The organism is Bacillus sp. TH17, from assembly GCF_016651125.1.
Lineage (GTDB): Bacteria > Bacillota > Bacilli > Bacillales > Bacillaceae_G > Bacillus_A > Bacillus_A mycoides.
In genome coordinates this window covers 4,635,515-4,659,240 of record NZ_JAEKEN010000001.1, presented here as the reverse complement: position 1 = coordinate 4,659,240, position 23,726 = coordinate 4,635,515, and the positions used below count along the sequence as shown (strand labels likewise).

At 36.3% G+C, this 23,726-nt stretch carries 22 protein-coding genes and 1 pseudogene; all 23 read left to right on the top strand.

Translation table 11 applies throughout. The features are described from left to right. Positions 1-15: 15 nt before the first annotated feature. A complete protein-coding gene (gene nuoL, locus JFT95_RS24015; RefSeq protein WP_201053418.1) occupies positions 16-1,878 on the top strand; it encodes an NADH-quinone oxidoreductase subunit L in 1,863 nt (620 codons plus the stop codon). Further along, the gene (locus JFT95_RS24010) at positions 1,875-3,377 is read left to right on the top strand and encodes an NADH-quinone oxidoreductase subunit M (RefSeq protein ID WP_201053417.1); all 1,503 of its coding nucleotides are present in this window, start codon (positions 1,875-1,877) and stop codon (positions 3,375-3,377) included. The genes nuoL and JFT95_RS24010 overlap by 4 nt, the downstream gene beginning before the upstream one ends. Before the next feature lie 7 nt (positions 3,378-3,384). Continuing rightward, positions 3,385-4,899 (top strand): NADH-quinone oxidoreductase subunit NuoN, encoded by a 1,515-nt coding sequence (gene nuoN, locus JFT95_RS24005; protein WP_374101547.1) that lies wholly within the window; start codon positions 3,385-3,387, stop codon positions 4,897-4,899. A gap of 208 nt (positions 4,900-5,107) precedes the next feature. After that, a complete protein-coding gene (locus JFT95_RS24000) occupies positions 5,108-5,344 on the top strand; it encodes a DUF1146 family protein (protein ID WP_002016201.1) in 237 nt (78 codons plus the stop codon). Between the two features lie 51 nt (positions 5,345-5,395). Then, positions 5,396-6,100 (top strand): YwmB family TATA-box binding protein, encoded by a 705-nt coding sequence (locus tag JFT95_RS23995; protein ID WP_201053415.1) that lies wholly within the window; start codon positions 5,396-5,398, stop codon positions 6,098-6,100. A gap of 39 nt (positions 6,101-6,139) precedes the next feature. After that, positions 6,140-7,444: a UDP-N-acetylglucosamine 1-carboxyvinyltransferase gene (gene murA / locus JFT95_RS23990; protein WP_002068497.1), complete on the top strand. Its 1,305-nt coding sequence runs from the start codon at positions 6,140-6,142 to the stop codon at positions 7,442-7,444. 253 nt (positions 7,445-7,697) lie between these two features. Further along, positions 7,698-8,717 (top strand): stage II sporulation protein D, encoded by a 1,020-nt coding sequence (spoIID, locus tag JFT95_RS23985; RefSeq protein WP_201053413.1) that lies wholly within the window; start codon positions 7,698-7,700, stop codon positions 8,715-8,717. A gap of 105 nt (positions 8,718-8,822) precedes the next feature. Continuing rightward, the gene (locus JFT95_RS23980) at positions 8,823-9,830 is read left to right on the top strand and encodes a LytTR family transcriptional regulator DNA-binding domain-containing protein (protein WP_087996336.1); all 1,008 of its coding nucleotides are present in this window, start codon (positions 8,823-8,825) and stop codon (positions 9,828-9,830) included. Between the two features lie 179 nt (positions 9,831-10,009). Beyond that, the gene (locus JFT95_RS23975; RefSeq protein WP_201053411.1) at positions 10,010-10,852 is read left to right on the top strand and encodes an ABC transporter ATP-binding protein; all 843 of its coding nucleotides are present in this window, start codon (positions 10,010-10,012) and stop codon (positions 10,850-10,852) included. Continuing rightward, entirely contained in the window at positions 10,852-11,559 is a 708-nt protein-coding gene (locus tag JFT95_RS23970) for an ABC transporter permease (RefSeq protein ID WP_002130038.1), read from the top strand. The genes JFT95_RS23975 and JFT95_RS23970 overlap by 1 nt, the downstream gene beginning before the upstream one ends. 161 nt (positions 11,560-11,720) lie before the next feature. Beyond that, a complete protein-coding gene (gene spoIIQ, locus JFT95_RS23965) occupies positions 11,721-12,776 on the top strand; it encodes a stage II sporulation protein SpoIIQ (RefSeq protein WP_201053410.1) in 1,056 nt (351 codons plus the stop codon). 293 nt (positions 12,777-13,069) lie between these two features. Then, positions 13,070-13,204, top strand: coding sequence for a hypothetical protein (locus tag JFT95_RS23960; RefSeq protein WP_002016211.1), 135 nt, complete (start codon positions 13,070-13,072; stop codon positions 13,202-13,204). A 309-nt stretch (positions 13,205-13,513) separates the two neighbouring features. After that, positions 13,514-13,786, top strand: a complete 273-nt coding sequence (spoIIID, locus tag JFT95_RS23955) for a sporulation transcriptional regulator SpoIIID (protein WP_002089714.1) — start codon at positions 13,514-13,516, stop codon at positions 13,784-13,786. Between the two features lie 161 nt (positions 13,787-13,947). Next, positions 13,948-14,949, top strand: coding sequence for a rod shape-determining protein (gene mreB, locus JFT95_RS23950; RefSeq protein ID WP_002130035.1), 1,002 nt, complete (start codon positions 13,948-13,950; stop codon positions 14,947-14,949). A gap of 415 nt (positions 14,950-15,364) precedes the next feature. Continuing rightward, positions 15,365-15,799, top strand: coding sequence for a 3-hydroxyacyl-ACP dehydratase FabZ (fabZ, locus tag JFT95_RS23945; RefSeq protein WP_000931959.1), 435 nt, complete (start codon positions 15,365-15,367; stop codon positions 15,797-15,799). Between the two features lie 365 nt (positions 15,800-16,164). Continuing rightward, positions 16,165-16,842: a CpsD/CapB family tyrosine-protein kinase gene (locus JFT95_RS23940; protein ID WP_201053408.1), complete on the top strand. Its 678-nt coding sequence runs from the start codon at positions 16,165-16,167 to the stop codon at positions 16,840-16,842. A 275-nt stretch (positions 16,843-17,117) separates the two neighbouring features. After that, on the top strand, positions 17,118-17,861 hold the full coding sequence (locus tag JFT95_RS23935) for a YveK family protein (RefSeq protein WP_201053405.1): 744 nt from the start codon (positions 17,118-17,120) through the stop codon (positions 17,859-17,861). Then, on the top strand, positions 17,851-18,555 hold the full coding sequence (locus JFT95_RS23930; protein ID WP_016102294.1) for a CpsD/CapB family tyrosine-protein kinase: 705 nt from the start codon (positions 17,851-17,853) through the stop codon (positions 18,553-18,555). Before JFT95_RS23935 ends, JFT95_RS23930 begins: the two co-directional genes overlap by 11 nt. A 109-nt stretch (positions 18,556-18,664) precedes the next feature. After that, positions 18,665-19,432 carry a tyrosine-protein phosphatase gene (locus tag JFT95_RS23925; protein ID WP_151304999.1) on the top strand — a complete coding sequence of 256 codons (768 nt, stop codon included), beginning with the start codon at positions 18,665-18,667 and terminating at the stop codon, positions 19,430-19,432. 243 nt (positions 19,433-19,675) lie between these two features. Then, on the top strand, positions 19,676-20,557 hold the full coding sequence (galU, locus tag JFT95_RS23920) for a UTP--glucose-1-phosphate uridylyltransferase GalU (protein ID WP_201053404.1): 882 nt from the start codon (positions 19,676-19,678) through the stop codon (positions 20,555-20,557). Positions 20,558-20,575: 18 nt separating this feature from the next. Then, positions 20,576-21,256: a sugar transferase gene (locus JFT95_RS23915; RefSeq protein ID WP_159147315.1), complete on the top strand. Its 681-nt coding sequence runs from the start codon at positions 20,576-20,578 to the stop codon at positions 21,254-21,256. Positions 21,257-21,441: 185 nt separating this feature from the next. Next, entirely contained in the window at positions 21,442-22,422 is a 981-nt protein-coding gene (locus tag JFT95_RS23910; RefSeq protein ID WP_159147313.1) for a glycosyltransferase family 4 protein, read from the top strand. A 118-nt stretch (positions 22,423-22,540) separates the two neighbouring features. Continuing rightward, a pseudogene (locus tag JFT95_RS23905) lies at positions 22,541-23,695 on the top strand (lipopolysaccharide biosynthesis protein); the annotation flags it as partial. Positions 23,696-23,726: the final 31 nt, after the last annotated feature.

Genomic DNA, 23,726 nt, shown 5'->3' with positions numbered 1-23,726 from the left:
AGGGGGAAGGAAACAATGATCGATTATGCATGGCTCATACCGCTTTTCCCGCTTGTTTCGTTTTTGTTACTTATTGTGTTCGGGAAGAAAATTAGAGAGGGAAGTAGTGTACTAGGTATTTTCTTTACCTTTCTCTCCTTTATATCCGCGGTAGTGGTACTAATAGAACGATTTTCATCGGAGGCAGTGAAGCATAAGTGGGTATGGCTTAGGGTAGGAGATATAGATATATCATTTGGTTTTGAAGTTACCGCATTAGGGGCTTTAATGTTGTTTATCGTTACACTTGTGAGTTTTCTTGTACATTTGTACTCAAAAGGTTATATGAAAGGTGACACTAGATTACCAACCTTTTATGCATATTTAGGGCTCTTTACCTTTGCGATGCTTGGGCTAGTTATATCGACGAATTTATTACAGCTTTATATATTTTGGGAGTTAGTCGGCCTTGGTTCGTTTTTACTTATCGGTTTTTATTTCTTTAAAGAAGAAGCGAAGGCTGCTGCGAAAAAGGCTTTTATTATGACACGTATTGGGGATGTTGGGCTATTTATTGGGATGATATTAATTTTTTGGCACGCAGGTAGTTTTGAATATGACGCGATTTTTAAAGCGATTCATACGGGCGACCTCTCTCCTTCTATGATTACAATAACGGCGATATTAATTTTTATCGGTGCGATGGGGAAATCGGGTCAGTTCCCGCTTCATACATGGTTGCCAGATGCAATGGAAGGACCGACGCCTGTTTCGGCGCTTATTCACGCGGCAACGATGGTTGCAGCCGGCGTATATTTAGTAGCGACGATGTTCCCGCTATTTTCAGCAAGTGCAGTAGCGATGCAAACTGTGGCAATCGTTGGGGCTTTCACCGCAATCTTTGCGGCCTCTATCGGTCTAGTGCAAACTGATATTAAGAGGGTTCTTGCTTACTCTACAGTTAGTCAGCTCGGGTATATGATGCTTGCGCTAGGCTCGGCTGGTTATGTAGCTGGTATCTTTCACTTAACGACACACGCCTTTTTTAAAGCATTATTGTTCCTGGCAGCAGGAAGTGTAATTCATGCAGTCCATACGCAAAACATTAATAAAATGGGCGGTTTACAGAAAAAGATGAAAGTAACCGGTGCACTATTTTTAATAGGCACACTTGCAATTAGTGGTGTTCCCCTTCTTTCCGGATTTTTTAGTAAAGATGAAATTTTAGCGGCGGCTTGGATGAATGGCAATTACTTTCTATTCGTTTTAGCAGTAATTGCGGCATTTCTAACAGCATTTTATATGTTCCGTCTATATTTTCTTGTCTTTACGGGGGAAACGAAGACGAAGGAAGAGGTGCATGAATCGCCTCGCACCATGACGTATCCGATGATTGTCCTTGGTGTCCTTGCGGTAGTGGCAGGTTATATAAATACACCGTGGTTCGGAATGTTTCTTGGGGATTGGCTTACGAAAGATATAGGATTCCAGGTGAAGGAAGTGCATGGACCTGTTTGGATTATGGTTGTTGCGACGCTCGTTTCATTTGCGGGAATTGCCCTCGCATATTTAATATATGGCAAGAAATCTATCTCTAGAGATTGGGCCGGCGGAGAAGGGACGTCTTTTTATAACCTTTTGAAAGAAAAATATTATGTGGATGAACTATACAATGCGGCAGTACTTCCTATTACGAAAGGAATCGCTCATGTGCTTCGCTTATTTGAAGTATACGTTGTAGAAGGAATCGCAGTTTTAATTGCTGGACTCGTTAAAGGTATGAGTGGACTAGGATCACGGCTTCAAAACGGGAATGTACAAGTGTATGGAACTGTAACAGCAGTTTCGCTCGCAGTGCTCCTAATTATTTTGTTATATACGGGAGGGGATTTACGGTGAATGGATTGCTATTAACGTTCTTCATTTTTTCCCCGCTTTTAGGAATTCTCTTGCTTTTATTAACGCCGAAACGAGAATCGCGTACAGTGCAGGCGCTTGGTTTATTCGGAACGGCGCTTCCATTTGGAATTGCTATCGTCCTTGCTTGTACATACGCTTCAGGAAAGAGCTTATCGATATTTGATGAAAAGGTGAAATGGATTCAATTTGGGGATTTCACAGCAGTGGACAAAAGGTGGTTTTCAATTTATTACGAGCTCGGCATTGATGGTTTATCGCTTGTAATGATGGTGCTCACAGCCCTTCTAGCGATGCTTGCAGCAATTGCGGCATTTTCTATTAAAAGAAATTTGAAAGCATTCTACATGCTGTTACTCATGTTAGAAATAGGTATGCTCGGTGTCTTCGCTGCTCAAAATTTAATGTTGTTCTTCATGTTCTTTGAGATTACGTTGCCACCAATGTTTTTATTAATTGGCAAGTGGGGGAAATTGTCGAGTGAAAAGGCTGCATATAGTTATTTAATATATAACGGTATTGGATCAGCTATTTTACTTATCGTTTTCTCGGTTTTATTTGCGAAAACAGGTACAACAAATATTGCGGAGCTTAAAGAAATATTAACGAGTGTAGGTGCTGGGAGAGGAATGGCCGTCTCAAGTAGCGTACAGTTCGGCTTGTTTCTTGCCATAATGATTGCTTTTGCGATTAAACTCCCTGTTTTCCCTTTGCATCGCTGGATGGTCAATGTACACATAGAAGCGCATCCTGCTGTAGTTATGCTTCACGCAGGGCTTTTGCTGAAGATTGGCGCGTACGGTATTGTTCGCTTCGGGAAAGGATTATTCCCAGAATATTTTCGTGATTTTGCAACGCTAATTGCGATTTTAGGGGTAATTAATTTATTGTATGGGGCCTTTCTAGCACTCATCCAAACGGACTTTAGAAAGGTACTTGCTTACTCTAGTATTTCGCATATGGGCATTGTATTAATGGGGCTTGCGGCGTTAAATGCACCAGGTACACAAGGGGCATTGTTCCAAGTTGTGTCTCACGGTTTAATTGCGGCCTTACTCTTTTTCTTGCTTGGCATTATTGAAGAGCGTTTCGGGACTTCGGATATTACAGCACTTGGTGGACTTGCAAAAAGTGTTCCGGTGCTTAGCGGTTTCTTCCTAGCAGGCGGTATGGCATCGCTTGGAATGCCAGGGATGTCCGGATTTATTAGCGAATTCCTTGCCTTTCTCGGTTTATTCCAAGGGAAACCTGTTATCGCCGCCGTCGGTGTAATTGGAATTATTTTAACCGCTGTATACGTATTAAGAGCGACACTTCAAGTGATATTTGGTAAGAAAGAATGGGAAGCGAAATTTGATATACACGGATGGGAGTACGTTCCTGTTATAGTGCTTATCGTTTGTATTATTGCAATTGGGGTAATGCCAGAACTACTAGGGGATCCACTTCAAACTACATTGAAAACATTGGGGGTGAAGTAGGATGGATATGAACACGTTACTTAGCTTATCATGGCATCTCATGGTACCAGAATTCATTATTCTCGGGGCAGCCATCCTTCTTTCCATATGTGATTTGTTTTTTAAGCTGAACCATAGGTACGTTGCGATTGGTGCAATTGCCGCTTCCTTGTTAGCGATAGTGTCATTAATGACGCTATATAGCGAACCGGCAGGAGATATTTTAAATGGATCGTTTGTACTAGATGGATTTTCAAAAGGATTTAAAACGTTGTTATTAGGCGGAGCAGCTCTCGTTTTATGTATGGCAATAAGCGATGACAAGAAGGAGCCTATTCAAGATAAAGGAGAATATTATTATTTGTTTTTAATGGCGCTTCTTGGAGCGATGTTCATGGCGTCTAGCGTTGATTTCATCACATTGTTCGTTGGTTTAGAGTTGCTTTCGCTTTCTTCCTATATTTTAGTAGGAATCCGAAAAAGAAACCGCGCATCGAATGAGGCTGCAATGAAATATGTCATTAACGGAGGAATTGGAACAGCAATTACACTCTTTGGAATGAGTTATTTATACGGTATTACAGGGTCGACCAACATAGTGGAAATGCAAAAGGTATTTACGCAAGGATTGGCTGGGGGCATTCAGTTATTGTTAGCTCTCGCATTTCTACTTTTGCTCGTTGGACTCTCATTCAAAATTGCAACAGTGCCATTTCATATGTGGGCACCAGATGTGTATGAGGGAGCGGCTACACCTGTCACTGCTTTTCTCGGAACGATTTCTAAAATTGCTGGTTTTCTACTCATTACGCGTTTGTTTCTTATGGTGTTTGCAGGTGTGGCAATCCAAGGAGACGCACAATCTTTGTACGGGCGTATGAGTATATACATTGCGGTACTAGCTAGTATTACGATGATTGTTGGGAACGTAGTAGCATTAAAGCAATACAACGTAAAACGTCTATTTGCCTATTCAGGTATCGCGCATGCTGGGTATTTGCTAGTCCCTCTTGTAGCACTATCGCAGTTTACGATGGATAGTATGTGGTTTTATATGCTTGCATATATGCTTATGAATATAGGAGCATTTGCAATCATCCACGGATTAATCTTACAAAATGATAAGGAAAATATGACGATTTTTACAGGGTTATATAAGAGATCCCCCTTTACAGCTATAGTGATGACGGTCTTTATTTTATCGTTAGCTGGAATACCGGGGACAGCAGGTTTCATCGGAAAAATTAACATTTTTTTAGGGGCACTTCATGTTGAACCTGCTCATTACGTATTAGCTTCTATTATGATGGGGACGACGGTTATTTCATTCATATATTATTTCCAAATATTACAGCAAATGTTTTTCCGCAAGGGAGAGACAGAAGAAAAGCTCCGATTACCGTTAAATATAAAGATTGTCATGAGTCTTTGCGCAATTTCAATTGTAATACTAGGGATTATGCCGATGATTGGTTACAATTTCTTTTATGAACATTTTCCATTAATGAAGGATTTCTTCTTCTTGGGGAACGTGGTACAATAGTGGAAATAAAAGGTGTAGAGTCCGTACTCTACGCTTTTTATTTTGGAGTAACAGCAAATGAAAACGTCTATAGGCATATGTTTTCCGAGAGAAAATCACGATGTAAGATGCTTATTTGCGTTTGAAAAAGTGTGGCTCCTACTTATTTATGGTATCGTTTTTTACATTTTGCGTAAGTAGTAGCCAAGCAAAAAAAGGGGTCGATTTTTTGGCACATCTTTTAGGGCAACAAGCACTGATTGCCATTGTTTCGCATTTATTGTTTATTACCATTACGTGGTGGGCCTTACAAGGTATTCACATTGAGCGCTTAATGAAGTCTGGAAAAGTGATGCAGACGAGGGTATTACTTATCCTAATTACAATTGCAATTGGGACATCTGTAAGTAACTTTTTCCTTGATTATTTAGGCTATTCAAAGAGTTTAACGTATTTAGTAAAGTAAGTGTATAGAACCTCATATCTCCGTTAACAATGGGGATAGGAGGGGATGAAATTGAAGTTTAAAGCCATTCTTATTGTTATCGTAAGTGTTGTTTTATTTTTGGTTGGATATAAAGAGATGAAACCTATAAGCGATGAACAGAAAATGGAGAGCATGATTGTAGCTTTAGAGAAGAACGATGCAAAAGTAGAGCGGTGGTCATGGTTAGCGCGAGAAACGAAAACAATTTCTAATATACATACGTTTCAAAAACTGTTAAACGATGTGAAGGAAGAGGCAAACATCGAAAGTTGGGAATTAGAACAATCTCCAGATGGATATAAGGCTACATCCTATAAAAAATCTTCTTCACATGAAGAACGAATAGTAGTAACTTGGAGTAAGGAAAATACTAAAGAAAACACTTTTATTATTTTTGAAGTGAGCGGGGCGAAATGGGACCCGAAGTACGTTCAGAACATGGATAAAATTTTTAGTGAAAAACCTATAATTTACACTTGTGTTCAAGGTGTACTGAATGATAAGATTGAAGGTGTTTTGCAAAATAAAACCAATCAGGTTTTGAAAGATCTTTCAGCAAGAGCGATCGAACAGATAGAAGAAAGAGCATTTGTATCAGTCTCCGCATATAATAAAAAGTGGAATGACGCTCTTTCAACAAATAGAGAGAAAATAAATGTGCAAATAGCAATACGTTCTACAAACAACAAAGATACAATTGTGGTTGGCACACCGATCATAACTTCTGAGTATTGAGTGAATAGATACTGAAAAAAGGACACGGAGGGGAATAATTTGGAAAAGATCATCGTCCGTGGCGGAAAGCGGTTAAGCGGCACAGTGCGTGTTGAGGGCGCAAAAAATGCTGTATTACCTATAATCGCTGCAGCCCTATTAGCGAGTGACGGAAAGAATGTACTATCTGAAGTACCAGTATTATCTGATGTATACACAATTAACGAGGTATTACGTCATTTAAATGCTGAAGTCGTATTTGAAAATAACCAAGTAACAATCGATTCTTCTAAAGAATTAAACATTGAAGCACCATTTGAGTATGTACGTAAGATGCGTGCATCTGTTCAAGTAATGGGACCATTATTAGCACGTAACGGTCGTGCTCGTATTGCACTTCCTGGTGGATGTGCAATTGGTTCACGTCCAATTGACCAACATTTAAAAGGCTTCGAAGCAATGGGAGCGAAAGTAAAAGTTGGTAACGGATTTGTTGAGGCACACGTAGAGGGCGAACTAAAAGGAGCTAAAATTTATTTAGACTTCCCAAGCGTAGGCGCGACAGAAAACATTATGTCTGCAGCTACATTAGCAAAAGGGACAACAGTCCTTGAAAACGCAGCGAAAGAGCCAGAAATCGTTGACTTAGCTAACTTCTTAAATGCAATGGGAGCGAAAGTACGCGGAGCTGGAACTGGAACGATTCGTATTGAAGGCGTTGAAAAATTATATGGTGCAAACCACCCTATTATTCCTGACCGTATTGAAGCAGGAACATTCATGGTTGCAGCGGCAATTACAGGTGGAGACATCTTAATTGAAAATGCTGTGCCTGAACATTTACGCTCAATTACAGCGAAAATGGAAGAAATGGGTGTTAAAATTATTGAGGAAAATGAAGGTGTACGTGTTATCGGCCCAGATAAGTTAAAAGCGGTTGATATTAAAACTATGCCTCATCCAGGTTTCCCAACAGACATGCAATCACAAATGATGGCATTATTACTACATGCTGATGGAACAAGTATGATTACAGAAACGGTATTCGAAAACCGCTTTATGCACGTTGAAGAATTCCGTCGTATGAATGCTGATATTAAAATCGAAGGTCGTTCTGTAATTATGAACGGTCCAAGTAGCTTGCAAGGAGCTGAAGTTGGCGCAACTGATTTACGTGCTGCAGCAGCATTAATCTTAGCTGGTTTAGTATCAGAAGGTTATACTCGTGTAACAGAGTTAAAACATCTTGACCGCGGTTATGTAGACTTCCATAAGAAATTAGCTGCATTAGGTGCAACTATTGAACGTGTAAACGAAAAAGTAGAAGAAGTGAAAGAACAAGAAGTTTCTGATCTTCACGCTTAATTGAAGTAGTCTCTATGTCTTTTGACATAGGGGCTATTTTTTTTGGGTTATTACTGTTATAGTCAATAAATTCCATACTTATGCACGTCTCAGTGAAAATATTTAGAAAATTTTTGTTTTATTCCACTATTTGCGGTCAGTAAAACCCCACTGATTATAGTTTCACTTTATATCGATACCCCCAAGTATGTTCTAAAAGATCCCGTATTTCCATAAGAATGAAAGGAATCCAACTTTATATTGGGGGAATAGGATGAAATTTTCAAAGCCACTTTTCATTACAGTAGCGCTCTTAACAGCGCTCGTTATCATTGTACCCGCTGCTCTTGTTATTCCGTTTGCGAAAGCAAAAGTAGGGGAAGAAGCAGCTTCTAAAACTCCTCCAGCGATAGAAAGTATACCAGCTCCAGGGAAAGTGGATACAGCGGTTCAAGTTGCTGTATATCGTGATCAGCAGAAGAAGGTAGAAACATTACCTATGGAGGAGTATGTGGCCGGTGTAGTAGCTTCTGAGATGAATGCCAGCTTTGAAATAGAGGCGCTAAAGGCGCAGGCATTAGCAGCAAGAACATTTGTAGTGCAGCGTATGCTAAGCGGTGGTAAGAAAAACAATGCGGACGTGACAGATACAGTGAAAGATCAAGTGTACAAAAGCAAAGAGGAATTAAAGAAACAATGGGGTAATAACTACGAAAATAATTTAAAGAAAATTGAGGAAGCCGTTTCGAAAACCGCAGGGCAAGTTTTAACGTATGATGGAAAACCAATTTCAGCATCCTTCTTCTCAACGAGTAACGGACGAACAGAAAATGCAGCTGATTATTGGGGGAATGATTATCCGTACTTAAAGAGTGTAGATAGTCCGTGGGATCAAGCCTCTCCAAAATTTACGAGTGAGCAAAAATTCACAGTAGCGGATTTTCAAAAACGTCTCGGTGTGAAAGTACTAGCAAACGGAAAGGTTGGTAATATTAAAGACCTTACGGAAGGAAAACGAGTAAAGGATGTAGAGTTTCAAGGGAAAACATTAACAGGAAAACAAGTTCGTGAAAAGTTAGATTTACGCTCCTCAGACTTTACGTGGAAACAAGAAGGGGATAACATCACCGTTACGACGAAAGGATTCGGTCATGGCGTCGGTATGAGCCAGTACGGTGCGAATGGTATGGCAGGGGAAGGTAAGAAATATACGGAGATAGTCGCTCATTACTATAAAGGCGTTGAAATAAAGACGATGAATGATTATGAAGGAAAGTTGATGGTGAAGAAGTAGGTGTCAGGGGGTTCCTGATACCTACTTCTTTTTTTGTTTAAAATATCATAATTTTCCATTAATTGTTTGGTATAATAGGATAAAAAAACATTTGGGGGAGACAGAATGGCGTTATTGGAGTTGAAACAGGTAGGGAAGACGAACCAGTTACCGGCAATTGAGCTAAAGGTTGAAAAAGGGCAATGTGTTGTTTTGCAGTGTAATAACCATACAGCTAAAGTGTTGCACCGCATCATTATCGGTGAAGAAGAAGCTTCAACTGGCAATGTACTATTTGAAGGCACAGCGATTGGAAAGAAGAATTATTCCCGCATTGGCTTTTGTTTTTTGAAAGATGAAGCATATGATCGTTTGAAGGTGAAGGAGTACTTCAAGTTTTTGTTAGGTCTGTATGAATTCAATATGAGTATGGAAGAGGTAGTACAATATGTCGGTCTCCTAGATAAGTTAAACGCTAAAATAGAAAAATTATCATTTTCAGAGAAACGCCGTCTTCATATTGGGCGGATTATGATTCACAATCCGGATTTAGTTATTTTAGAAGAGCCAGAGCAAAATGTCGATACAGAGAGTACGATCATTATTCGAAAAGCGATTATGAAAATGAAAGAACAAGGAAAAGCAATCTTTATTACGTCGTCCTTTTTATCGGATGCCCTTTCGCTGACAGAAGATGTATACATATTAAACAACGATGGTGTGAAAAAGGTAGAAATAGAGCAAGAAGAAGCTGAAGAAGTCGATGAAGAAAAAGTAGTTCAAATGATTCCGCAAATGAAACTTGAAAGAATTCCAGCAAAAGTGAACGATAAAATCATTTTACTGGATCCGATGGAGATTCATTTCATTGAAACGCAAAATGGAGTGACACATATTCATGTGCGCGAAGGAGATTTTGTATGTGCATTAACATTAAGTGAACTAGAAGTGAGATTAACAGGATTCGGATTTTTTAGATGTCATCGCTCGTACCTCGTTAATTTACAAAGAGTACGAGAAGTTATTACGTGGACTCGGAATAGTTTTAGCTTAATTTTGGATGATGAAAGAAAAAGTTCAATCCCGCTTTCAAAAGGAAGAATGGATGAATTAAAAGGTGTAATTGGGCTATAAAAATGCTCCGATAAGCTCAAAATACGATTCATTCACCGGTAAAAATACTCCTTTTACCGGTATTTTACTGCGCCTACCCTTTGTTTTTCATATGATTGAGTCAAGAAAAGCGAAACAAACAAACGAAAAGCGCTAAAGCGACTTTCATCTATAAAAAGAAAAACAAAGGGGATGACGAAATGAAATTGGCAATTGAAATGAAAGATGTAATGAAAAGTTTCGATGGAAAAACGGCCCTTCGAAATGTAAATATTGAGGTGAAGCAAGGAGAAATCTTTGGATTCCTCGGACCGAGTGGATCTGGGAAAACGACAACAGTAAAAATATTAACATCTCAATTGCTTCATAGCGTTGGAACTGTAAGAGTGTTAGGTAAAGACATTACAGGTCCAAGTAGTATCGATTACAAGCGAATTGGTATTTTGACAGACAACAGCGGCCTATACGAAAGACTTAGCATTTATGATAACTTACTACTATTTTGTGACTTATACGATTGTAAAAAAGAACGAATCGATGAAGTGCTAGCACAAGTGAACTTATTAGATGATAAAAAAACACAAGTAAAAAAATTGTCAAAAGGAATGAAGCAGCGTGTCACACTAGCGAGAGCGATCCTTCACAAACCAGATATCCTCTTCTTAGATGAACCAACATCTGCACTTGATCCAGTAAACATACAAAACATTCATAAAATCTTAAAAGACTTAAATAAAGAAGGAACAACGATTTTCTTAACGACGCACAACATGGACGAAGCAGAAACGCTTTGTAACCGTATTGCCTTTCTGTGCGGCGGAGAAATTGTAGCGCTTGATACACCAGAAAACTTGCGATTAAAGTACGCGAAAGATCAAATACAAGTTGTGTTAAAAGATAAACAAAAAGAAACGGTACAAAAAGATGAATTAGGAGCAAAACGCATTTCAGAATGGATGAAAAAAGGCGAATTACTATCTATTCATTCACACGAGCCAACGTTAGGTGATATCTTTATTGAAGTTACTGGGAGGGGACTATAATGACATTTTCAATGAGACGATTTTCAGCTATTTTTCGGAAAGAGGTACAGGATTTTAAAACGAATTCACAAACTTTAATTATGTTGGTAATGCCACTTGTCTTTTCGGTATTATTTAGTCGCTCAGATAATATGAGAGAAGTTGGAGCAAGTACGTTAACTGCGATGGCGTTAGTTATGGTCGGAGGCTTTGTACAGGCAATGCTCATCGCTGAAGAAAAGGAAAAAAATACGCTTCGTGTTCTTATGCTATCACCAGCATCATCTATTGAAGTATTAATTGGTAAAAGTTCATTAACAGGTATGATTACAGTTGCAATCTGTTTTATTAATCTACTTATTTTAGGTAAATTAGAAGGTAATTTTGCATTATTATTACTCATCTTTGTTCTTGGAATGCTAATATTTAATCTCATTGGTACTTGTATTGGATTATTAGCTCAAAATGTGCCGCAAACATCAACAATTGGATTACCAATATTAATGACATTCCTTTTCGGTGATTTAATTGGAATGTTTGTGAAGAATGAAGTCGTTACAAAAATAGTCGATTATTTGCCAACTCGTCATATCGGTCTTGCAGTTAGTAGTGTTATAAAAGGTGAAGGTTTTAGTGCAATTACTAGTAACTTATTGAACATAACGATTTGGTTAGTCGCAGTACTTGTTATTACACTCTTCATTTATAGAAAGAAACAAATGGACTAAAAACTGAGCTGAAACGCTCAGTTTTTTCCTTTTTCTATCATTTCCTCGGAAATTTTGCAATTCCTATACATATTTTTACAGATTTTGTCGAAAAGTAATTAGTTATAGGTTGTATAGGATGAGTGAATATTGTTCAAAATGATTGCTGAGGTGATGATGGAATGCGAGGAAGAAATAGTAAAAAGTCGCAAAAAGTAGTACATTTATTTCAAAAAAGATGGGTGTTTCCGGCACTATACATTGCTTGTGCAGCGGTAATCTTAATGGTTGCGCTATGGTTTCAGGGAGCTAATCCAAAGAAAGCTCCGAACCAAGATCAAGCAACACCGTATACACAAACGGAAGATCCGGCAGTACCAGTAACAAAATCTTCAGAAGTAGTGAAAATGCCAACTGCAGCAAATGCAGAAGTAGTAGTACAGAAGAAATTCTATGAAGATGCAGCATCAGAGGCGGAACAAGAAAAAGCACTTGTCTTTTATAACAACACATATTCCCCGAATAAAGGAATTGACATTGCTGCGAAAAACGGAAAAGAATTTGATGTTACAGCTGCTTTAAGTGGTACAGTAACGAAAGCTGAAAAAGATTCACTTCTTGGTTATGTTGTAACGGTAGATAGTGGAAATGGTGTAGCGGCATCTTATCAAAGCTTAGGCAGTGTGAAAGTAGAAAAAGGTGCAAGAGTCGCGCAAGGTGAAGTGTTAGGAAAATCAGGTCTAAATGCAATGAATAAAGATGCAGGTTCTTACGTTCACTTTGAAGTACGTAAAGACAATGTGGCTGTGAACCCTGAGCGTTATTTAAATAAATCAGTAGCAGAAATTAAAGCTGATGCAGGCGCTGCAAAGGCGACAAATGCTTCTGGTAAAAAAGCTGATGACAAATCTCAAAAAGAAGAAAAGTCGACAAGCACGAAACCAGAAGATAAGTCTCAAAAAGAAGAGAAATCAACAAGCGGCTCGACTAGTGATAAAGAGACGAACGGCAAACAAGATGAGAAATCTCAAAAAGAAGAGAAATCAACAAGCGGCTCGACTAGTGATAAAGAGACGAACGGCAAACAAGATGAGAAATCTCAAAAAGAAGAGAAATCAACAAGCGGCTCGACTAGTGATAAAGAGACGAACGGTAAACAAGATGAGAAATCTCAAAAAGAAGAAAAATCAACGAATGGTTCTACAGAATCATCTAACGGTGCTTCTTCACAAGAATAATAAAGTGAAAAAATCAGTTCTCATTAGGAGAGCTGATTTTTTTATCCCGCATTAACGGGCAGTAAGACTCCCACCTCAAAATTCAGCTGGAGCAAAGAAGTTAGGTGGGAGATCAACTGCCCGTAAACGCCCGATTGGTTCAACTAATAATCAGTGGGGGATGAACAAAACCCCCACTGATTAAAGTTTCACTTTATTTTCATATAAAAATAATCAATTTCGAGAAAAAAGTTGCAATAACAAGGAAAAATGACGAGATTCTCGAATATATATTACAAAAGGGAGGGGATACTGTGTCATTTTTATCTGTTCTGTCGATTGCTATCATTTTATTGTTTGTTTTATTCGCTTTATATTATTATATTGCCGGTAAGAAAGAAGTCCCCCACCATCAGTTGTTAGAAGAAGAATATGAAAGAGAAGAGTGACACCTTTTATAAAGAGGTGTCACTTTTTTTCGCCATAATTGTCATCTTTAACGTATTTCTCACAAAAAAACGTAATTTTTCTTAACTTAGTCCGCAAAAATAGTGAACATGTAGCATATATCAGTAGTGCGGGCAATACAATGGTATAAACCAATGCAAAGAGAGTGTTTGAGGTGAGAAATCGTGAATCATTTCATTATAAATCCAAGAATGTTTAACGCTTACAAACAGCACTCACATTTACTTCATAGTCGTATGCAGCGAGTCTCATTTCACACTTCTCACATCCAATTTAGGGAGGCGAGTGGTGTGCACGATTACATCAAAGAGAGAACTATCAAGATTGGCAAGTATATCGTGGAGACAAGAAAGACAGTGCGTGTAATCGCAAAGGAGTTTGGGGTATCAAAGAGTACAGTCCATAAAGATTTAACAGAACGTTTGCCAGAAATTAATCCAGAGCTCGCAAATGAAGTGAAAGAAATTCTTGATTATCATAAGTCTATTCGTCATCTAAGAGGTGGAGAAGCAACAAAGCAAAAGTACCGAAAAGAAGATACAGAAAACCCTGTGCGCCAATAAATCTAAAATAGCAAACATTCCTTGTGAATTCGGTAATATTTTTCAGAAGAATTCTTTTTGCGAATATTACGTTTCTGTTAAATTTATGATAAAATCAGAAATTAGGTGTAAAAGAATTCGGGTGTAACCTGATTTTGAATATCGAGGAGGAAATGACGGGAATGTTTGCGCGAGATATCGGAATTGACCTAGGTACGGCTAACGTATTAATTCATGTTAAAGGTAAGGGTATTGTATTAAATGAGCCATCTGTTGTGGCAATTGATCGTAATAGTGGAAAAGTATTAGCAGTAGGTGAAGAAGCAAGAAGTATGGTGGGACGTACACCTGGTAATATTGTAGCAATTCGTCCGCTTAAAGATGGTGTAATCGCAGATTTCGAAATTACAGAAGCAATGTTAAAGTATTTCATTAACAAATTGGACGTGAAGAGCTTCTTTTCAAAACCTCGCATTTTAATTTGCTGTCCAACAAATATCACATCTGTAGAACAAAAAGCAATTCGTGAGGCTGCTGAACGTTCAGGTGGTAAAACAGTATTTTTAGAAGAAGAACCAAAAGTAGCCGCAGTTGGTGCTGGTATGGAAATCTTCCAGCCAAGCGGAAACATGGTTGTTGATATTGGTGGAGGTACAACAGATATTGCCGTACTTTCTATGGGTGATATTGTTACCTCTTCCTCTATCAAAATGGCTGGCGATAAGTTTGATATGGAAATCTTAAACTACGTTAAACGTAAGTATAAGCTATTAATTGGAGAACGTACTTCAGAAAATATTAAAATTAAAGTTGGTACAGTATTCCCAGGTGCACGTAGTGAAGAGCTTGAAATTCGCGGACGTGACATGGTAACAGGTTTACCACGTACAATTACAGTATGCTCTGAAGAGATTACAGAAGCACTAAAAGAAGACGCAGCTATCATTGTACAAGCTGCAAAAGGCGTACTAGAGCGCACACCACCAGAACTATCTGCGGACATTATCGACCGCGGTGTTATTCTAACAGGCGGTGGAGCTTTATTACACGGTATCGACATGCTTCTAGCAGAAGAATTAAAGGTACCAGTATTAATCGCTGAAAACCCAATGCAATGTGTTGCTATTGGTACAGGTATTATGTTAGAGAATATCGATAAATTACCACGTCGTGCATTGAAATAAAGTGAGAAAGAGCTAAGGGAAAACCTTAGTTCTTTTTTTTATTTTTTTAATTCTAATTTTTTACGAAAACGGAAGAATAATAGAGGAAAATAAAGAAATGAGGTGATATATCCGTATATACAGTTAAATTTAATGTTTTCTTATTTGAAAACGTATGTAATATAATGATTCGGAATACGACATTAAGGCAAAAAATGTTCAAATACATATTGCCTTTCCCTAATTTGGGCATACACTCTTTTCTACCTCCGTGTCAGTTGCTGGGAAGTGCAACTATTTTAATGGAATAGAGTGTGTGCATTTTTTTATAATAGAGAGTAAAGTGTTACTTTATAATGACAAATAATAAACAAAATGGGATAATAACAATATGTCCAAGTGGTAAGACCAATATTGCAAAAGGGGCGATTGTTACATGCTAAATATAGAACAAATTAAAGAAATCATTCCACACCGCTATCCGTTTTTACTTGTTGATAAAATATTAGAAGTGGATGAGGGAAAAAGAGCGGTTGGAATTAAAAATGTATCTGCAAACGAGGAGTTCTTTAATGGACACTTCCCAGATTATGCAGTTATGCCTGGTGTACTTATTGTAGAAGCATTAGCGCAAGTTGGTGCAGTTGCTGTATTAAAGAAAGAAGAAAACCGCGGGAGACTTGCTTTCTTCGCAGGCATCGACAACTGCCGCTTCAAAAAACAAGTACGCCCAGGTGATCAACTTCGTTTAGAAGTAGAAATGACACGCGTACGTGGACCAATCGGAAAAGGAAAAGCAATCGCAACAGTGGATGGTGAAGTTGCGTGTGAAGCTGAAATTACATTTGCAATTGGTGATAAAAAAGAATAGAGAGTAATTAAAAAATCCTTCTGCATATTACAGAAGGATTTTTTTAATTACCTATATTTTTTGTTCTAAATATAAAAATACAAAGTAATCAGAATATTTATTGTAAATGAATGGAAGTTTTTATATAATAGCGATGTAAATATCTTGAAATTAAGATAAATGATAGTGCGACAAAAATAGAGATGTCGTTGTCACATTATAGAGGTTATGAGATAGGACAAAGGTTATTATGATTCGTTATGATGAACTGTAGAGGAAAGTAATGGGGAAATTTAACGGTAGAAGTAAATGAAAAATAGGCGTAGCATATCGAGCATAAAAGAGAAAAAGGGAAAAGGTCGCATTTTGAAAAAGGAGACTAGAACATGTTCGGAAGAAAGAAAAGAAAACCATTACGACAATTACTTACACATAAAGAGCCTAAATCACGTATTACAGAACAATACCGTAACATTCGTACGAACATTGAATTTACATCTGTAGATAACCATATTCGTTCTATTATTGTCACTTCAGCAGATCCAGGAGACGGGAAAACAACAACTATTTCTAATCTAGCAGTTGTTTTCGGTCAACAAGGGAAAAAAGTATTGTTAATTGGGGCGGACTTACGTAAGCCGACATTACAAAACTTATTTGCGGTTCACAATCCAAATGGTTTAACAAATTTATTATCAGGACAGGCTTCGTTTATGCAATGTATTCAAAAAACAGATATAGATAATGTATATGTCATGCCAGCAGGCCCAATTCCGCCCAACCCTGCAGAACTACTAGGATACCGTAAAATGGATGAAATGCTTCTAGAGGCATATAAGATGTTTGATGTCATTTTAATCGATACACCACCTGTCCTAGCCGTTACAGATGCACAAATACTCGCAAATAAATGCGACGGAATTGTATTAGTAGCTCGTAGTGAAAAAACAGAAAAAGATAAACTGATAAAGGCGAAACAAATATTAGATAAAGCATCTGGAAAACTACTTGGCGTCGTTTTAAATGATAAAAAAGAAGAAAAAGAGCAATATGGATATTATTAGAAAATAATATATAAAATAGTAATTTTTAAAGCTGGTAAGTGTTGTTACCAGCTTTTTTGAATTATTTTAAAATTATATATTTAATTATATAAAAAAAATGATATAATGGGAATTTTGTAAAATTGATGGAATGTGTTGTCATATTTAAGATTATTTTGTAAGATTATATATGTTTTCAAATAACAAAAGAACATAGATATGACTAAAATAAAAAAATGTAAGATTATATGTTATAATTTTTCTTATGTGCAAATTTTAGAAAGTTGGAGGGACTTATGGAAGAAACAATTAGTTTAAAAGAGTTATTTTATATTTTAAAAAAACGTTTAGCAATGATCCTCGTAATCGCCTTTGGTGCAGCTATTGTAAGTGCTATCATTAGCTTCTTCTTCATGACACCAATCTACCAATCTTCAACGCAAATTCTTGTTAACCAGAAAAAGCAAGAGGGTGCAATGATTCAAGCTGGTGAAATTCAAACAAATATTCAATTAACGAATACATATAAGGTCATTATTAAAAGTCCAGTAGTCTTAGACCAAGTGAATGAAAAATTACATTTAAATATGACTGCACAAGCTTTAACAGAAAAGATTAATGTTGCAAACGAAAAAGACTCACAGGTCATTTCTGTTACAGCGGAGGATAAAGATCCGAAGTTAGCTCGTGATATTGCAAATGCAACAGCGGATGTATTTAAAGGTGAAGTTGCAAAAATTATGAATGTTGATAACGTAACTGTATTGTCAAAAGCAGAAGTTGCGGAAAATCAATCTCCAATTAAACCACGCCCGATGTTAAATGTCGCAATTGCTTTCGTTGTTGGATTAATGGCTGCAGTTGGTCTTGCATTCTTACTAGAATACTTAGATAACACAGTGAAAAAAGAAGAAGATGTAGAAAACTTACTTGGCTTACCGGTGTTAGGTATTGTAGCACGTATGGATGAAGAAACAATGAACGTGAAATCACATGCTTCATCATCAAGAAAAGTGAGGGGACAGACAATTGGCTCTTAATAGTTTATTTAAAAAGAAACAAAATCATCGTCAACGTCGTCAATTAATTGCTCATCAACAACCGAAATCACCAATTTCAGAACAATATCGTAATATTCGAACGAATATCGAATTTGCATCTGTTGATACGAATTTACATTCGTTAATGGTAACGTCTGCTAACCCGAGTGAAGGGAAAACGACGACAACGGCGAATATGGCAGTTGTTTTTGCTCAACAAGGAAAGAAAGTATTATTAATTGATGCAGATATGCGTAAACCAGCGATGCATCAAATGTTCCAAGTTGATAATATTTTCGGATTAACGAATGTATTAACACATAGTGAACGGTTAGAGAAGTGTGTACAAACGACATTAGTTGATAATTTACACTTTTTAGCGTGTGGTCCAATCCCACCAAATCCGGCGGAATTGTTAGGTTCGAAATCGATGAAAGAACTTCTTGGGCAAGCATATAGTATGTACGATTTAGTCATCTTTGATTTACCGCCAATTTTAGCTGTAACAGATGCGCAAATTATGGCGAATGTATGTGATGCATCTATTCTTGTCGTTCGTAGTGAATCGACAGAAAAGGAAACAGCGGTAAAAGCAAAAGGATTGTTAGAATCGGCTAAAGGTAAACTGTTAGGCGTTGTCCTGAACGACCGTGAACGTGAACAAGGCTTATATTATTACTACGGTGCAAACTAATTAAAAAGTGAGATATGGCAAGAACATATCTCCTTTTTTCCTTTGGATATGAGATAACTCATATTCAAAGGAAAAAAGATTTTTATATGAGAGAGGGAGGATGAAACAAATGATTGATTTACATTGTCACATTTTACCTGGCATCGATGACGGTGCACAAACAGTAACAGATAGTCTGGCCATGGCACAAAAGGCTGTCCAAGAAGGAATACATACAATCGTCGCAACACCACACCATCAAAACGGGAAATATACAAATGAACGTACTTCAATTATTCATCAAGTAAAACAACTAAATGATGAACTACAACAAAATGAAATTCCACTGAAAATTTTACCAGGGCAAGAGGTCAGGTTATATGGTGATTTATTAAAAGACTATGAAGCTAGTAAAATCGTTACCTTAAACGAAACGAATAAATACATATTAATTGAGTTTCCATCTAATCACGTACCTCGCTATGCAGAGCAACTATTATATGAATTACGTGTTAAAGGAATGATCCCAATTATCGTTCATCCAGAACGCAATGCCGAGTTAATCGAGCGGCCAGATAAGTTATACAATCTTGTAAGTAAAGGTGCATTAACACAAGTAACGGCAGGAAGTTTACTAGGAAAGTTCGGCAAAAAGATAAAAAAATTCTCACTACAACTCGTTGAACATAATTTAACGCATATGATCGCATCAGATGCACATAACACAACATCAAGAGGATTTCATCTAGCGGAAAGCTACGAATTAATCGGAAAAGAATTCGGAATGAACGTTATGAGTGATTTAAAAGAAAATCCATATTTATTAATTAGCGGAAAAGCAATTTATAAAGAAGATCCAGAACAAATTCGTCGTAAAAAATTGTTCGGTATTTTTTAATTGAAGAGTCTTGGTGATGTCTCCTAACCGTTATCAACGGAGGCACTCGGTTGTGCTGTGGGTAGAAATTATATTTCAACCTACCTTAGACGCTTGTCGTCGGGGGTATGACGTGAGGATGGGTTAGATGCCCATAATTTTATTTATGCCAGAAACTCTACCTATGGAGTTATAAAAATGAATCTATAGGTAGGGTTTTTGTTATTGCTATATTGTAATAAATAATCTTAAGGAGGACTACATTTGAAAAAAGTAAGAAAAGCGATTATCCCAGCTGCTGGGCTTGGGACGAGGTTTTTACCAGCAACGAAAGCAATGCCGAAAGAAATGTTACCGATTGTCGATAAACCGACAATTCAATACATAGTAGAAGAAGCAATAGAATCAGGAATTGAAGACATTATTATTGTAACTGGAAAAGGGAAGCGTGCAATTGAAGATCATTTTGATCACTCTTTTGAGTTAGAACAAAGCTTACTCGAAAAGGGAAAGCATGAGGTTCTGGAAAAAGTACAAGCTTCTTCAAAAATTAATATTCATTACATAAGACAAAAAGAACCAAAAGGTTTAGGGCATGCGGTGTGGTGCGCGCGTAAATTTATTGGAAATGAGCCATTTGCGGTATTGCTAGGCGATGATATTGTACAAGCTGATACGCCATGTTTACGACAGCTGATGAACGAGTGCGAGGCAACACATTCATCTGTCATTGGTGTACAAACGGTACCAGAAAATGAAACACATCGTTACGGAATTATTGATCCAATCACGCAAAATGGTCGTCAATATCAAGTACGTCAGTTTGTAGAAAAACCAGTACAAGGAACAGCACCATCCAATTTAGCAATTATGGGTCGTTATGTATTAACGCCAGAAATCTTTATGTTCCTTGAAAATCAACAGACAGGTGCAGGTGGCGAAATTCAGTTGACAGATGCGATTCAACGATTAAATGAAATTCAACGTGTATTTGCTTATGATTTTGAAGGCACTCGTTATGATGTTGGGGAGAAGTTTGGCTTTATTAAGACGACAATTGAAATGGCATTACAACATAAAGAATTAAAAGATGAATTAATAGAGTATATGAATGAACTTGTAAAAACAGAAAATGTACATGTGTAAAGTTGAGGTGAAGAAGGATTGGAAGAAAGAGGAGTAATAAACGAATCTGTAGAGAAAGAAATAGATGTAGTTAAAAAAATATCAATTGTTCATGCATTCTTAAAAAGGACTATAGATATTATAGGTGCTATTGTTGGTTTAATAGTATTTTCGCCATTTTTCATTATAATTCCTATCCTTTATATGCGTGGGGATGCAAAAGGGCCAGTTTTCTTTAAACAATCTAGAATTGGTAAAGATGGTAAAGTATTTGGTATTTATAAATTCCGTTCTATGGTAGTTAATGCAGAAGAAAAATTAGAGGGAAATGAAATTTTATATAAGAAATATATAGACAATAACTATAAGCTTGAGCCAGAAGAGGATCCACGTATTACAAGCGTAGGACGCTTTTTACGAAAAACAAGTTTAGATGAATTACCACAATTTATAAATGTTCTTAAAGGGGATATGAGTTTAGTTGGTCCGAGACCAGTAATCCACGAAGAATTAAAAGAGTATGGTTCTAAAACTTCAGATTTTTTATCTGTGAGTCCTGGTTTAACAGGTTACTGGCAAGTAAGTGGTAGAAGTGATGTAGGATATCCAGAAAGAGTAGATATAGAATTATACTATGTATATAACCAATCCTTAAAATTAGATATTACTATCTTATTTAAAACAGTTTTATTGGTTGTATTACGTAAAGGTGCTTATTAAACATAATAAGCACCTTTTTGAGATTAATCATAAATAGATTCCTTGAGAGAGTTATAGTCTTTTCTATCTGAGGGATCTATTTATTTTTCATATCAAATTTTTTGAAAACTAAATAATAATGTTAGATATACCATTATAAATATTAAATCTGGTACGTTTAATGGAATTAAGAGGGAATGTAAAATATGAGCGAAAAATATTTTCTTATAGGTCCTTATCCTCCTCCATTGGGAGGCGTGAGTATATATATATATAGGTATAGTAAATTTCTAGAAAAACAAGGTAAAGAAGTAGAATTCATTGATTTTGATAAAATGGGCCATTTAGAAAAGTTGAAATTTTTAGTGTGTCATTGTGTAATGTCACCACAAAAACATACTTTCCACCTCAATGAGTTTAATACATTAACTATGGTCGCTTTATTATTACGGCCATTTCAATGTAGAATCATTTTACAAAATCATTCTATAAGAATTTTAGATACCTTTCGTCATATGAAAAAAATAATGACTAAATTATTTATAAAAAAAGTAGATCAGTGTGTGTTGGTTGGAGAACATTTAAAAGATGGATATAGAAAGAATAATATACAACTCCCTAAAAAAGTTGTGGTAAAATCACCTTTTATACCACCTCCATTAGAGGATGAAGAGCATATTTTGTCAACGTATAGCGAAGAGGTTATAAGTTTTTTAAATAACCGTGAACAAATAGTAATAGGCAATGCCTCAAAGATTACATTTTATCAGAATATAGATTTGTATGGAATTGATATGTGTATAGAGGTAATAAGAATTTTAAAAAACAAGTATCCAAAAATAGGGTTGGTTTTTGCTTTAGCAGAAATAGGCGATGAAGATTATTTTAAAAGTATTTTAGAAAAAATTAAAGAATACAAAATAGAGGATAATATATTATTTCTTACAGGGCAAAAAGAACTATGGCCCCTATTTAAAAAGTCGGATATAATGATTCGACCAACTTATAGTGATGCTTATGGTATAAGTATTGAAGAAGCAATTTACTTTAATTGCAGAGCGATTGCAAGTAATGTTTGCAATAGGCCAGAGGGTACGATATTATTCGAAAATCGAAATATAAATGATTTGGTATGTAATATTGAAAAATGTATTGAAGATATGGATTTTAAGGAGAAATCAACATGATGCAGCTACTGGTAAACCTGAGAGGGAAAATCCATAATAATATCATTCAACTAAGAAAAAAGGTTTTTTTAGTTTATTATTAACAAAATTTTTAGTACAGTTTGTTGGGTTCGGAAGTGTTATTTTAGTTGCGAAATTTATTTCTCCTGAAAGTATGGCACAGATAAAAAGCTTGCAGACTTATTTAATATTAGCTGTTCTAATAGGTACTTTTGGACTTGATACAGCAATATTAAAATATTGTTCAGAACCCAGGGAGGACAACGAAAAAAGTTATCTTCTCTCATATGCGATTCGAAGAAGCATAATTTTTTGTGTGATTGCTGTAATATTATTCAACTTATTTTTAGTTTTATCTCCGAAATATTCTGTATTTCAGTGGGGGGTATATACACTCTGTATTCCAATGCTTACTATGACAAATATTTTGATGAATTATTTGTTGGCTCTGAAAAGGGTAAAACGAATGGCTGTTATACAATCAATAATAAAAATTCAAAATGCCATATTTATTATTCTTGGTACGTGGTTTTTCGGTATTAAGGGGTTTATTATTGCGACAGTTCTAGGATTAGTAATAGGATTATTTCCACTGTTTAAAGAAGTAAATTCTATAAAAATATCGTATAATATGTCCGGAAAAATACCCTCTACATTTTGGAATATTGCTTTTTTTAGTTTTTTGGCTAATTTCACTAACAGTATAGGAAATTATACAGATATTATTATTATGGATAATTTTTCTACAAATCGAGTTGAGATGGGATACTATGCAATAGCAACTATATTTTTATTAGGAGCAACGCAAGTTACTGCTACTTTACAGAATATCTATACGCCGTATTTGACTGAAAGCAATAAGGATATTAATAAGTTAAAACAGATGACTTTTAATATACAAAAAAAGGCTTTAGTAGTAAGTATTTTTGTAGGGATTACAGTTTATTTAGGGGCGAAAATATTTGTTCCTATTTTTTATGGGGACTCTTACATAAATACTGTTACATATACTGGTGTATTAATGATTAAATACGTAATATATTCATCCTATGCAATTGTAGCAATTATGCTAATTGCTTTAGGAAGAATGAAAGAGAATTTTTTAGTAAACCTTATTTCTGTTCCTATTATTTTGTTAATTAATTATTTTGTTGGAAAACATTTGTCTATCATTGGAATAGCGTGGGCGCAAGTATTTAATGCTTTATTGGTACTGGTTATACAATACGCCTTTGTTTTTATAGTGATAAAGAAAGAGAGAAGACACGTTTAAGTTTTTTGGCAAAAAACGAAAGATTTTAATA